The organism is Sphingopyxis sp. 550B (assembly GCF_057401805.1).
Genome location: NZ_CM171610.1, coordinates 16209 through 29290, shown reverse-complemented (window position 1 = coordinate 29290; position 13082 = coordinate 16209). Strand labels below are relative to the sequence as shown.

Here is a 13082-nt window from a genome sequence, read left to right as displayed (position 1 = left end):
CTCGCGGCGCGGCCGGCGTCGCCTGCTGGCTGGTCGAATCTTGGATATAATCAAAAAGGAATATTGGGGCATGCATAATTTATTATGTTGATATATGAACGCCGCTAATTTGCAGCCTGCGACACAACAATGCCGGTTGGGCACCTTCCCGAGCGAGGATGAGGGGTCCGGCCGCTGGGGAGGTAAGCTGCAATGACATCCACTCGAAATCTGCGCTGGGCGCTTCTCGCGACCGTAGCGGGCCTCGCGGCGCCGGGCACGGCCTTTGCGCAGGCGGCCCCGAACGAGGCTGCCGCGGCCGCACCGGGCGACGAGATCGTCGTCACCGCGCGCAAGCGCGCCGAAAGCCTGCAGGACGTTCCGATTTCGGTCCAGGCGTTCAGCAGCGCCGCGCTCGAACAAGCCGGCATCAAGGATTTCTCCGAAGTCGCCTACCGCATTCCGGGGCTCAAGCTCAGCGCCGAGCGCGCGGTCGATACCGAACTGTTCATCCGCGGCATCGGTTCGGACATCCAGGGCGCCGGCGCCGACGCGGCGGTCGGCATCTTCGTCGACGGCGTCTATCTGTCGCGCGGCACCGGCTCGCTGCTCGACCTCTATGACCTCGAGCGCGTCGAGGTGCTCAAGGGGCCGCAGGCGCTCCGTTTCGGCAAGAGCGTCGTCGGCGGCCTGATCAACTATGTGACCAAGAAGCCCGGCGACACGTTCGAAGGGCGCTTCGAGGCGAGCTACGGCAACTATGACCGGATCGACGTCGCGGCGTCGATGCGCGGCCCGGTGTCGGACACCGTCAGCCTCGGCCTGACGGCTAGTTCGCGCAAGCACGACGGCTATGCGAAGAATCTGCGCGGCGGCGACGAAGAGGACCAGAATATGCAGTCGGTGCGCGCGCAGCTGCGCTGGCAACCCGACGCGACGCTCGATGTCAATCTGTCGGCCGACTATACGCGCCACCGCGACGGCGCGCGCTGGGTCGACATCCTCGTTCCCGGCGACAGCGAGGAAGTGACCTACCTCGGCTATTATGCGCCGACGATCGACAGCCTGCCCGGTTTCGTGCTGCCGAACCGCAACGCGCCGTTCAAGAGCGCGAAGCGCCGCTCGGGCGAGCATAATTTCACCGGCTTCCAGAACAGCGACATGTACGGGCTCAGCGGCACGATCGACTGGCAGCCGGGCGACGGGATCAGCATCACCTCGCAGACCGCCTATCGCGACAGCTCGCTGGCGGCGCGCGAGGACGGATCGGGGATGTTCTTCAACTTCCCCTTCGACCCCGCCACCAACGCCCCCGACATCACCTCCGCGATGCTCGCCGGGCTCGACACCTATCTCGCGACTGTCCCCGACAGCTATTTCGACAGCGGCAAGGGCGAGGACGTGAAGCAATTCTCGCAGGAACTGCGCCTGCGCTGGGACAATGGCGGGCCGCTCCGGCTCGAAGGCGGCGTCTATTATCTGCACGAGAAGATCCGCCGCGCGGAAGATGTGAACTTCCTCTTCCCCGACTTCGGGGCGATCGAGGAATTCGCCTTCGCGCTCGCCTATGGCGGCATCCCGGCGACGCCGTCGCCCGGCTCGAACCACACGGTCACCAGCTCGCGCAACGACAATATCGGCGTCTTCGGCGAAGTCAGCTTCGACCTGACCGACCAGCTCGCCGTCGAGGCGGGGCTGCGTTATGCCTATGACCGCAAGCGCTATTCGAACAATCGCTCGGGCGTGTCGTTCGAGGGCGAGGCGGTCAATTTCCAGGTCGGCGAGACGCGGAGCTGGGACGCCTGGCTGCCGAGCGCGACGCTACGCTACGAACCGAGCGACGACGTCACCCTCTATGCCCGCTATGCGAAGGGCTACAAGCCCGGCGGCTGGACGGGCGAGGACGCCAACACGCCGGCCGAGGCGCTGGTCTCCTTCGATCCCGAAACCGCCGACAGCTTCGAACTCGGCGCCAAGCTCGCGCTTGCCGACCGGCGGTTGTTCATCAACGCGGCGGCCTATTATACGCTCTACGACAATCTCCAGACCAACCAGTTCCTGTCGCCGGGGCCGGGGATGCCGCCCGACAATTTCGTCTTCAATGCGAAGAACGGCACGCGCGCCTATGGCCTCGAACTCGATTTCCAGGCGCGGATCACCGATACCTTTACCCTGTCGGGCAACTATGCATTTTCGAAGTGCAACTTTACCGGCGAGCTGATCATCGACGACGACGGAACCGACCTCGACGGCAACAGTTGCCGCCGCACTCCCAAGCATGCGTTCAGCGTCGCGGCGAACCTCGACCAGCCGATCAGCGAACGGCTCGCGCTGGTGGCGGGCACCGACTTCCAGTATACGGGGGCGAATTTCTTCGACAATCCGAACACCCCGATCCTGAAGTTCGACGAAGAGGTGCTGCTCAATGCACGCATCGGGGTGCGCGACATCGACGACAAGTGGGAATTGACCGCCTGGATCAAGAATCTCACCAACGAGCTCAACTATACCAGCAAGCTCGAATTGTTCGGCACCATCTATTCGACCTATATCCCGCCGCGCACCTATGGCCTGACGGCCCGGTTCCGCTTCTAGGGCATCATTGTCATTGCAACTCCGGATCGGGTTCGGGGTCGCAATGATGCAGCGGGTCAACAGGCAGGAAAGGGTTCGCAATGAAGCGCGGCATCAGGATCATGGCAGGCGCAGGCACCGTCCTCGCCGCGCTGCTCGGCACGGCGGCGCTCGCTGCGGCGGACTGGGGTCCGAAAGAACCCGGGCCGATCGATGTGCGCGATTCGTGGCTGCAGGCCTGGATCACCATGACCCCCGACAATCCGCCAGCCCCGCCGAAACCGGGCGTCGATTACGGCATGAACCCCGATGGGTCGTTCCGCCATCCGGTCGCGACGCCGCTGACGACCGATGCGCCACGCTTTCCGGGGCAGCTCGATCATTGGGATCAGAACAGCTACGCCAGCAACGTCGATGTGATCGCCTTCTATCCCGCGGTGACATCGCCGTGGCACGCCTGGGCGAATGTCGTCGATTTCGGCGGCAAGCGCTATCTCTACACCCACGACCGCGACTATCTGCGCATCCTCGATGTCACCGACCCGCGCAAGGCGAAGATCGTCTGGTCGCAGGGCGGCACCTGGAGCGCCAAGGGGTCGAGCGAGGATTGGGACGCCTCCGCGGTTACCGACTATTTCGGCGGCGTCACCATCGCATGGAACGAGAAGCTGCGGCGCAACATCCTCGTCGCCTCCTACGAGATCGGCCGCTTCGGCCTGATGGAGGACAAGCGCCGCGAGCCCGCGAAAGTGGCGGAGCAGCGTCACTATAATTCGCTCAAGGGCTTCAAGGTCTATGCGATGAACGGTCCGACCCCCGACCAGTGGGAACTGATCGCGACGCGCACCACCGACACCAAGCACCCCGACGCGCCGATCGGGCAGCAGCAGGGATCGGGCGCGCTCGACGCGGTCACATGGTTCGGGGGCAAATATATGCTGCTCTCGGCGGCGCCCGACGACAGCTATTCGCTCACCGAATATCCCGATTATCTCTATTCGCCCGGCTATCAGGTCTGGAACATGGCGGACCCGGCGAACCCGAAATTCGTGTCGCAAATCACGGTGCCCGGCCAGCAGCTCGGCGACCCCGCCAGCGAGGCCGCCTATCGCGCCAATCCGCGCGCGGGCAACCGGACGAGCTGGATGGGGTCGCGCTATCCAATCGTGACCACCCGGCCGGTCGAGAACGGCGGCAAGGTCGGCTTCGGCGGCATGGGCGGGCTCGGCTTCTACACGTTCGACCTCAGCGACCCGGCGCAGCCGAAGACGCTCGGCCATCTCACCGTCCCGCCGAGCTATGCCGGGACCGAATTCGACAATGTCGACGTCAGCCAGTATGACCGCACCGGCTTCGTCTTCGCGAACGGCTATCCGATGAACGAGAATTGCTACGAGCCGTTCAAGGACATTTATTCGATCGACGTGCGCGATCCCGCGCATCCGAAGGTCGCGGCGACCTTCCCGCGTCCGACGCCGCCGCCCGGCGCGGCCTTCACCGATTTCTGCCAGCGGCGCGGCAGCTTCGGGCCGAAGCGGTCGGGCGGGCTCACCCAGCCCGAGCGCGGGCGCCAGGGTCTCGCCATCTATGCCTTCTACAACGCGGGCATCCAGATCTTCGACGTCAAAGATCCGGCAAAGCCGAAGGTCGCGGGCTATTTCGTCCCGCGCTTCGCGACGACCGACGAACTGCCCGATTATGCGATCGGCAACTCGACCTTCGCGGTCTATACCGAATATGACCGCAACATCATCTGGGCCTTTTCGGTGAACGGCGTCTATGCGCTGTCGTCGCCGCTGCTCGGCAAGCCGCGGCTCGGTGCGCCGAAGACCATCTGGCCCGAACGGCGATAATCCCACTTCGAAAAGGACCTGATTTATGCGCACAGCGATGATGACGCTGGCGGGGGCGCTGCTCCTCGCCGGATGCTCGAACGCGCCCGCCGACAAGCCGGTGGCAAATCCCGCCGAACCTGCCGGCGACAATATCCTGCACATCAGCTGGGGCGGCATCGCGGAGGCCGATGCGGGCGAGGCCGCGCGCCACTGGTCGACCTGGACGATCAACCTCGTCGACGGCGGTCCGGCCTATGGCTGGCAGTCCGACAAGGCCGTCACCCTCCCGCACCAGCTCGCTTTCGAGCTGGCGGGCAGCGGCACGATCCGAGCGGTCGCGCTCGACAATCGCTTCGAGCCGGTGGTGCGCGAGGACGGGTCGATGTCGCAGGCCCCCGACGGCTCGCCAGTGCGGCGCTTCGCGCTGCTCGGCTCGACCGCCGGGCCCGATGGGCCGTTCGAGACGCTGGTCGAGGGCGAGGCCAAGGCCGACGCGCAGACGCTGGTGAAACTGCCGAAGGAGGCCCGCGCACACTGGCTGCGGCTGCGCATCGACAGCAATTGGGCGGGCAGCGGTTCGACGCGTCTGTCGGACCTCGCCGTGATCGGCGATCTCGACCAGCGCGGGGCGGGCGGCGGCGAGGACGTCGGCGGCGTCTATGCCCATGAATATGGCCCGATCCTGCTGCGGCAGAAGGGGAATGAGGTTATCGGCTGCTACAACGACGGGCTCGGCACGCTGCGCGGCACGATCTTCGGCCGCATCATGCGGCTCGCCTGGTATTCGAAGGCAGAGGGCAGCATCGGCGCGGCGACGCTGGTCGCGGCGAACGGCAAGCTCTATGGCTTCTGGTATCGCCCCGAAGACAGGATGGGCAGCCCGTGGAATGCGGTGAGGGAAGGCGGCCTCGACGGCGCCGATCTCGGCAAGTGCCGCGCGGCGCTCTATCCGCCAGCCTGAGGACTTGCCCATGCGTTTCGATGTTTCCGCCCCCACCGCCGAAATCGCCGGAAGCGCCGAGCGCTTCCCCGTTCGCCGCATCTTCTGCGTCGGCAAGAATTACGCCGACCACGCGCGCGAGATGGGCGGCGATCCGACGCGCGAGCCGCCCTTCTTCTTCTCGAAGCCCGCCGATGCGATCGTCGGGGGGGCGGGCGACATCGCGATGCCCCCGCGCACCGACAATCTGCATCACGAGATCGAGCTGGTCGTCGCGCTCGCGAAGGGCGGCGCGAATATCGCATCCGACGACGCGATGTCTCACATCTTCGGCTATGCGGTCGGCAACGACCTGACGCGCCGCGACCTTCAGGCCGACGCGAAGGCCGGCGGCCGGCCGTGGGATATGGCCAAGGGCTTCGACCACAGCGCGGTGCTGTCGCCGATCCGCCCGGCGGCCGAGGTCGGCCATCCAGCTGCAGCGCGAATCTGGCTGTCGGTGGGTGGGACGGTCCGGCAGGACGGCAATATCGCCGATATGATCTGGCCCGTCGCCGATATCATCGCTGAGCTGTCGACCTATGTCGAGCTGAAGGCGGGCGACCTCATCTACACCGGCACCCCGGCGGGCGTCGGCCGGATCGTGGCAGGCGATGTCGTCGAGGGCGGGATCGACGGCATCGGGACGATTGCCAACCGCTTCTTATAACAAGTTCGCCATATCATAGAGGGCATTTGATATTATTTGTGTATGACGGAGGCGCCTAATCCGGCGCTGTACCCCGGCTCCCGCATGAAGGATCGCGCATGACATCGACGACCGTAGCCCGCAACGTCGTGACGGGACTGCGCGACATGGGCGTGCGCCATGTCTTCGGCGTGCCGAGCGGCGGCTGGGTCGATTATATGGAGGCGATCCGCACCACTGACGGCATCGACTTCGTACTGACCAGCCATGAGGGCGGCGCGGGTTTCATGGCCGATGTGTGCGGGCGGCTGACCGGGGTGCCGGGGGTCTGCTTCGGCACCTTCGGACCGGGCGCGACCAACCTTGCGACCGGGGTCGGCGGCGCGACGCTCGACCGCTCGCCGATGATCGCGCTGACCGACGAGATGCCTGCGCCCTTGCGTGGACGCACCGTGCAGATGGCGATCGACCATCAGGCGCTGTTTGCGCCGCTGACCAAGGCGACGATGCGGATCGAGGCCGACGGCGCCGCCGATACGCTGGCGCAGGCGGCGCGGATAGCGTTGTCGGGCCGCCCGGGCGCTGTGCATGTCGGCCTGCCGCAGGGGATGAGCGCGGAGGTGGTCGAGCCTGCCGCAATCGGCCTGATCGTGCCCGACGCACCACCCGCGCCCGATGCCGCCGCGCTCGATGCGCTGACCGCCGCCTTTGCCGCCGCCGCGAAGCCGGTGCTCGCCGTCGGCCTCGGCGCCGTCCACGCGGGGGTGCAGGACCGCATCCTCGCGCTGGCCGAGCGGTTCGGCCTGCCGGTACTGCTGACCCCGATGGCGAAGGGCATGGTGCCGGAGGATCACCCCAATTACGCGGGTGTGCTGTTCCACGCACTGTCCGACATGGTTGGGCGGACACATGCTGAGGCCGATCTGGTCGTCGCGGTTGGCTACGACCCGATCGAGTTCAATTACGAAAGCTGGATGAAGGACGGACTCGCGCTCGCCAGCATCGACGTCGCCCCCGCTGACATCGACCGCGCCAAGCATCCCGTCGCCGCCGAGGTCGTCGGCGCCATCGCGCCCGCGCTCGACGCGCTCCTCGCGCTGCCCGCCGCCGCGAAGGCCTGGGACCTCGCGGCGCTGGCCGAGCGCAGGGCGGCGATGTTCGCGAAGTTGAAGGGGCGCGAGGGCCGTTTCGGTCCCTGCGCCGCGCTCGACGTGCTCCGTGACGTGCTGCCCGCCGACGGCATCATGACCTGCGACGTCGGCGCGCACACGCATCTGATCGGCCAGCATTGGCGCACGCCCCGGCCGGGGACGCAGATCATGACCAACGGCTGGTCGGCAATGGGCTTCGGCCTGCCCGCCGCAATCGCCGCGAAACTGTGCCGTCCCGATACGCCGGTCTGCTGCGTGCTCGGCGACGGCGGCTTCCTGATGACGGTCGGCGAACTGGCGACTGCCGCGCGCGAAAAGCTGCCGATCGTCATCGTCGTCTTCACCGACAACGACCTCGCGCTGATCCGCATCAAGCAGGAGAAGAAGGCGAACCCCATCTATGGCACGCCGGTGCGTGCTGAGGGAACGATCGGCGGCCCGTCGCTGTTCGGGGTGCCGGTGACGGTCGCGCGCGATCCCGCCGAATTCCGTGCCGCGCTCGAAGCTGGTTTCACTGCGGACGGCCCGGTCATCGTCGAGGCGCTGCTCGACAGCCGTGAATATGACGAGCTGGTGCTGCGCAAGGACAAGCCATGATGCATGTCGCGTTCGACGCGGCGCGCTCGCTGTTGATCGGCGGCCGCTGGGAGGCGGCCGACGCGACGATGGATGTCATAGATCCCTGGTCGGGCGCGGCGCTCGGCGCGGTCGCCTGCGCCGATGCGAGCCATGTCGAACGCGCGGCTGCCGCCGCGGTGCACGGCGCCGCCGCGATGCGCGAGCTGCCGACCGGCGCGCGCTCGCGCATTCTCCACGCCGCCGCGTTGGCGCTCGAAGCCGATGGCGAGCGCTTCGCCGCCGCGATCACCGCCGAAACGGGCAAGCCGATCCGCGCCGCCGCTCGCGAAGTGGCGCGCGCCGTCAACACGCTGCGCCTCTCGGCCGAAGAGGCGGTGCGGCTGGCCGGCGAGACGATCGCCTTCGACGGCTTTCCGGGGGGAGAGTCGCGGTCGGGGCATTACATCTATGAACCTGTCGGCGTCGTCGCCGCGATCACGCCGTTCAACGATCCGCTCAATCTCGTCTGCCACAAGCTCGGCCCCGCCTTCGCGGCAGGCAACGCCGTCGTGCTCAAGCCCGCCGAGCAGGCGCCGCTCGTCGCGATCATGCTGGCGCGGCTGCTGCTCGCGGCGGGACTGCCCGAAAGGGCGCTGAACCTGCTGACCGGGCGCGGGGCCGACTTCGGCGATGCGCTGACGAGCCACCCCGACGTGGCGATGATCAGCTTCACCGGCGGCGCCGGGGTTGGGCAGGCGATCTGTCGTTCGGCCGGGATCAAGCGCGTGGCGATGGAACTCGGCGGCAACGGGCCGGTGATCGTGATGGACGATGCCGATGTCGACAGGGCCGCCGCCGCTTGCGTTTCGGGCGCGTTCGGCGCGGCGGGGCAGAACTGCATCGGCGTCCAGCGCATCTATGTCCACGACGCGGTCCACGACCACTTTCGGGCGGCGCTGATCGCCGCGACGCGCGCCTTGCGCGTCGGCGACCCGACCGACCCGGCGACCGACATCGGCCCGATGATCGGCACGGGAGAGGCGACGCGCATCGCGGCGTGGATCGAGGAAGCCGTGGCGGGCGGCGCGACGCTGCTTGCGGGCGGCGAGCGCGCCGGGGCGCTGGTGCGGCCGACTTTGCTTGCCGACGTGCCCGATGATGCGCGCGTCGCCTGCCGCGAAGCCTTCGGCCCGGTCGTCAGCCTGTTCCGCTTCGCCGATCTGGACGAGGCCATCGACGCGGCCAATCGCGCCGACTACGCGATCCATGCCGCGATCTTCACCGAATCGATCCGCAACGCGCGCCACGCGGCGCGGCGGCTGCGCGCGGCGGGGGTGATAATTAACGATTCGACCGACTACCGGCTCGACGCCATGCCTTTCGGCGGCGCGGGGCGGGGCAATATGGGCCGCGAAGGCGTGCGCTTCGCCGCGCGCGAAATGTCGCAGACGAAGGTGATATGTTTCCATGACGCTTGATGCCGAACCCCTTGATCGCGCCGCCTGTCAGGCGATGGACGCCGCCGATCCGCTCGCGCCGCTGCGCGATCGCTTCGACCTGCCCGAAGGCCTGATCTATCTCGACGGCAATTCGCTTGGCGCGATGCCGAAGGATGCGGCGGCGCGCGCACACGACGTCGTGACGCGCGAGTGGGGGACCGGCCTGATCAAGAGCTGGAACAGCGCCGGCTGGTTCGACCTGCCGGTGCGGCTCGGCGACAAGCTCGCGCCGCTGATCGGCGCCGCACCGGGCGAGGTCGTCGTCTGCGATTCGACGAGCCAGAATCTGTTCAAGGTGCTGTCGGCCGCGGTCGCGCTGCGTCCGGACCGCCGCGTTCTGATCCTCGAAGGCAGTAATTTCCCGACCAACAACTATATCGCCGAGGGCGTCGCCGCAGCGACCGGCGGGCGGGTCGAGGTCCGGCTCTGTGAAAAGGACGAGATTGCGGAGGCGATCGACGAAGACACGATCGCGGTCGCGATCACCCATGTTCATTACAAGTCGGGGCACGTCCACGACATGGCCGCGATCACCGCGCGCGCGCATGCGGCCGGGGCGCTCTCCATCTGGGACCTGTGTCACAGCGCCGGGGCGATGCCGGTCGACCTCAATGGCGCTGGCGTCGATTTCGCGGTCGGCTGCACCTACAAATATCTGAACGGTGGTCCCGGCTCGCCTGCTTTCCTGTTCGCGGCGCGGCGCCACCAGGGGCAGGCGCTCCAGCCCGTCACCGGCTGGTGGGGGCACGCCGCGCCCTTCGCCTTCGAACCCGGATACCGCCCGCAGCAGGGCATCCGCCAATATCTGATCGGCACCCAGCAGATTCTATCGATGGCGCTCGCCGAGGTCGGGCTCGACATCCATCTGTCGGCCGACATGGACGCAATCCGCGCGAAGTCGATAGCGCTCACCGACCTGTTCATCCGCCTCGTCGAGCAGCGCTGCGCCGGCCACGGCTTCACGCTCGCGTCGCCGCGCGCGGCCGAGGCGCGCGGCAGCCAGGTGTCCTTCGCGCACGCCGACGGCTATCCGATCATGCGCGCGCTGATCGCGGCGGGGGTGATCGGCGATTTCCGCGCGCCCGACACGGTGCGCTTCGGCTTCACGCCGCTTTATGTCCGCTTCGTCGACGTGTGGGATGCCGTCGACCGGCTGGTGGCGATCATGGACGGCGGCATCTGGAAATTGCCGGAGCATCAGGTACGCGACGCCGTTACATGAGCGCGCGGCAAGGGGAGGGAGTGACGATGGACGAACAGGCCTATCTCGATCGCGAGGCGGGACTCGAGCGTGGGCTGAGTAAGGCGCAGATCATCATGATCGGCCTCGGCGGCGCGATCGGCACCGGCCTGTTCATGGGATCGGGAATCGCGATCGGCTATGCCGGGCCGGGGGTGCTCATCAGCTATCTGATCGCGGCGCTGATCGCGGTGATCATGGTGTTCAGCCTGTCCGAAATGGCCGTCGTCCACCCCACCGCAGGTTCGTTCGGCACCTATGCCGAAATCTATCTCGGGCCGATGATGGGCTTCATCGTCCGCTATACATACTGGATTCAGCAGGTACTGCTGATCGGCGCCGAGGCGGTCGCGGTCGGCATCTACATGAGCTGGTGGTTTCCCGACGTGCCGGTGTGGTTGTGGGCGATCGGCAGCGCCGCGGCGGTGCTGTGGATCAACACGCGCGCGGTGCATAATTTCGGATCGGTCGAATATTGGCTGACCGTGATCAAGGTGTCGGCAATCGTCGCCTTCATCGTCGTCGGCCTGTCGCGCATCCTGGGCATCGTCGGCGATCCCATCGGGCTGCACAATGTCACTGGCCTTGCGGGCGGTTTCCTGCCCAACGGCTTTTTGGGCGTCTGGCTGGCGGTGCTGATGGCGCTCTTCTCCTTCATGGGGCTCGAGTTCGTCGTCGGCACGGCCAGTGAGGCCAAGGACCCGAAGGTCGCGATCCCCGCCGCTCTGCGCACGATGGCGGCGCGGCTGTTCCTCTTCTACATCCTCGCGCTGTTCATCATCGTCGCCTTCCTGCCATGGACCGAATCGGGCGCGAAGGTCGTCACCGAAAGCCCGTTCGTGAAGATGTTCGCGAGCGCGGGCATCCCCTATGCGGCGGGGCTGATGAACTTCGTCGTCGCGACGGCGGCGCTGTCGGCGATGAACACCAGCATCTATCTGGGCTCGCGGATGCTCTTCTCGCTCGCGCGCGGCGGCTATGCGCCCCGCGCGCTCGGGCAGCTCAATGCGCAGAATGTGCCGATGCGCGCGACCGCCGTCACCGGCGCGGGCATCCTTGCCGCCGCCTCGCTGTCGATCCTGACCCCGCTCGCCTACAACTATCTGTTCGGCATCGTGCTGTTCGGCGGCCTGCTGGTGTGGAGCGCGATCCTCGTCAGCCACCTCCGCTTCCGCCGGCGGCACCAGGGGGCCGATCTGCCGGTGCGCATGCCCTTCTTTCCTTATGCGCAGATTCTCGGACTGGTCCTGCTCGGCGCGATCACGGTGACGATGGCGCTCCATGCCGACTGGCAGGTGGCGGTATTCGCCGGCGGACCGTGGCTGGTGCTGATCGCCGCCGCCTATCTGGTCTGGCGCCGTATGGCGCGGTCGCGGGGAACGTTCGAATCCGCATAGCTTCGCGTCGAACCTAGAGTGCGTTCGGTTTTAATTGAATCAAAACCGGCACTCTGGATTCTTGTTTTGCCGTGTTTTCCGAGTCGTCAGGTGATTCCACCTGACTTGAAAACACTCTAGCTGACCGTGTCCTGCCCTAGTTCGGCGCGGATTTCGGCCGCGATCTCGTGGATCACGCCCATGAAATAGCGCGCCGCCGCCGACAGCTCGACATGCGCGTGGGTCGTCGCGCCGATGCGCGAGCTCGCGCCCTCCAGCGTCACCGGCAGCGCGACCAGTCCCGCCTGGCCCAGCCCGACCTGGTGCGGCATCGCGGCGAGCATGTCGGTGCTCATCAGCAGCGCGTGGTTGGTCAGGATCGACACCGATTCGATCACGTCGCGCGGCGGCTCCAGCCCTTCGTGGCGAAAGGCGTGGTCGATCTGGCGACGCAGCGACGTCTGCGGCGGCGGCATCACCCACGGCTGGTCGACGAGTTCGGCGAGGCTCAGCGCGTCGCGCGCCGCCAGCGGATGATCGGCGCGCACCATGATCGACACCGTATCGAGATAAAGGACGTCCTGCTTCAGCCCCTCGCGCTCGCGATATTCGGGCAGGCGGCCGAGCACGACGTCGATGTCGCCGGTGCGCAGGCCGGGCATCAGCCGGTCGATCGTGCCCTCGGCGACCGTCACTGCGATCCCCGGCCGCCGCTCGCGCAGCCGGGCGAGCGCGCGCGGCAGCAGCGACGTCGATGCGGCGAGCAGCGTGCCGACATGGACGCGGCCCGACAGGCCTTCCTCCAGCGACTGCAGCTCCTCGCTCGCGTGGCGAAGCTGGGTCAGGATCAGCTTCGCATGCTTGATCATCACCTCGCCGAAATCGGTCGGCGTCACCCCGCGCGACGAGCGGTCGAACAGCTGGACGCCCAGTGCGTCCTCCAGCTCCTTGATGCTCTTCGTCGCCGCCGGCTGGGCGATGTTCAGCGCCTGCGATCCCTTGAGCACCGTGCCTTCGTCGGCGATCGCGGTGAGCAGCCGCAACTGGCGGAGCTTCAGACGGCTCAGCAGAAAATTCTCGTGAAATTTTGGCATGATGCTCCCCCGGGCGGCCTGATACAGTTATAGCCATTTTATAATAGCGAGGACAAGTCTGGAGATTATTGTTGATAGCAAACCCCGGCTACCCGGGTATTCGACCCGCGCCCGGAACCGGCCGCCGGTCGTAATCGACCGATGGACG

9 protein-coding genes are annotated in these 13082 nt (G+C 66.8%); 8 read left to right on the top strand and 1 reads right to left on the bottom strand.

Annotation, left to right across the window (positions count from 1 at the left end; translation table 11 throughout):
- Positions 1-192 precede the first annotated feature (192 nt).
- The 8 genes from AC2S9W_RS00130 to AC2S9W_RS00095 all read left to right on the top strand — a co-directional run bounded on the left by AC2S9W_RS00130 (position 193) and on the right by AC2S9W_RS00095 (position 11861).
- A complete protein-coding gene (locus AC2S9W_RS00130) occupies positions 193-2574 on the top strand; it encodes a TonB-dependent receptor (protein WP_076076806.1) in 2382 nt (793 codons plus the stop codon).
- A gap of 80 nt (positions 2575-2654) precedes the next feature.
- Positions 2655-4406, top strand: a complete 1752-nt coding sequence (locus AC2S9W_RS00125) for an LVIVD repeat-containing protein (protein WP_076076803.1) — start codon at positions 2655-2657, stop codon at positions 4404-4406.
- A gap of 25 nt (positions 4407-4431) precedes the next feature.
- The gene (locus tag AC2S9W_RS00120) at positions 4432-5349 is read left to right on the top strand and encodes a hypothetical protein (RefSeq protein WP_076076801.1); all 918 of its coding nucleotides are present in this window, start codon (positions 4432-4434) and stop codon (positions 5347-5349) included.
- Positions 5350-5359: 10 nt separating this feature from the next.
- Positions 5360-6037 (top strand): fumarylacetoacetate hydrolase family protein, encoded by a 678-nt coding sequence (locus AC2S9W_RS00115; RefSeq protein ID WP_076076798.1) that lies wholly within the window; start codon positions 5360-5362, stop codon positions 6035-6037.
- Between the two features lie 98 nt (positions 6038-6135).
- Positions 6136-7764 carry a thiamine pyrophosphate-binding protein gene (locus AC2S9W_RS00110; protein ID WP_076076795.1) on the top strand — a complete coding sequence of 543 codons (1629 nt, stop codon included), beginning with the start codon at positions 6136-6138 and terminating at the stop codon, positions 7762-7764.
- Positions 7761-9203 (top strand): aldehyde dehydrogenase family protein, encoded by a 1443-nt coding sequence (locus AC2S9W_RS00105; RefSeq protein ID WP_234002469.1) that lies wholly within the window; start codon positions 7761-7763, stop codon positions 9201-9203. The genes AC2S9W_RS00110 and AC2S9W_RS00105 overlap by 4 nt, the downstream gene beginning before the upstream one ends.
- Positions 9193-10446: a kynureninase gene (gene kynU / locus AC2S9W_RS00100; RefSeq protein WP_076076792.1), complete on the top strand. Its 1254-nt coding sequence runs from the start codon at positions 9193-9195 to the stop codon at positions 10444-10446. The genes AC2S9W_RS00105 and kynU overlap by 11 nt, the downstream gene beginning before the upstream one ends.
- A gap of 26 nt (positions 10447-10472) precedes the next feature.
- Complete coding sequence (locus AC2S9W_RS00095; RefSeq protein ID WP_076076790.1) at positions 10473-11861, top strand: amino acid permease; 1389 nt, start codon at positions 10473-10475, stop codon at positions 11859-11861.
- 116 nt (positions 11862-11977) lie between these two features.
- Here the strand turns inward: AC2S9W_RS00095 and AC2S9W_RS00090 are convergent, their stop codons facing one another.
- Entirely contained in the window at positions 11978-12934 is a 957-nt protein-coding gene (locus tag AC2S9W_RS00090; protein WP_104959849.1) for a LysR family transcriptional regulator, read from the bottom strand.
- Between the last annotated feature and the right edge of the window lie 148 nt (positions 12935-13082).

Bases quoted from the DNA above. Each gene is read 5' to 3' on its own strand.
- AC2S9W_RS00130 (WP_076076806.1), top strand. From the start codon at position 193: ATGACATCCACTCGAAATCTGCGCTGGGCGCTTCTCGCGACCGTAGCG.
- AC2S9W_RS00115 (WP_076076798.1), top strand. From the start codon at position 5,360: ATGCGTTTCGATGTTTCCGCCCCCACCGCCGAAATCGCCGGAAGCGCC.
- AC2S9W_RS00105 (WP_234002469.1), top strand. From the start codon at position 7,761: ATGATGCATGTCGCGTTCGACGCGGCGCGCTCGCTGTTGATCGGCGGC.
- AC2S9W_RS00125 (WP_076076803.1), top strand. From the start codon at position 2,655: ATGAAGCGCGGCATCAGGATCATGGCAGGCGCAGGCACCGTCCTCGCC.
- AC2S9W_RS00090 (WP_104959849.1), bottom strand. From the start codon at position 12,934: ATGCCAAAATTTCACGAGAATTTTCTGCTGAGCCGTCTGAAGCTCCGC.
- kynU (WP_076076792.1), top strand. From the start codon at position 9,193: ATGACGCTTGATGCCGAACCCCTTGATCGCGCCGCCTGTCAGGCGATG.
- AC2S9W_RS00120 (WP_076076801.1), top strand. From the start codon at position 4,432: ATGCGCACAGCGATGATGACGCTGGCGGGGGCGCTGCTCCTCGCCGGA.
- AC2S9W_RS00110 (WP_076076795.1), top strand. From the start codon at position 6,136: ATGACATCGACGACCGTAGCCCGCAACGTCGTGACGGGACTGCGCGAC.
- AC2S9W_RS00095 (WP_076076790.1), top strand. From the start codon at position 10,473: ATGGACGAACAGGCCTATCTCGATCGCGAGGCGGGACTCGAGCGTGGG.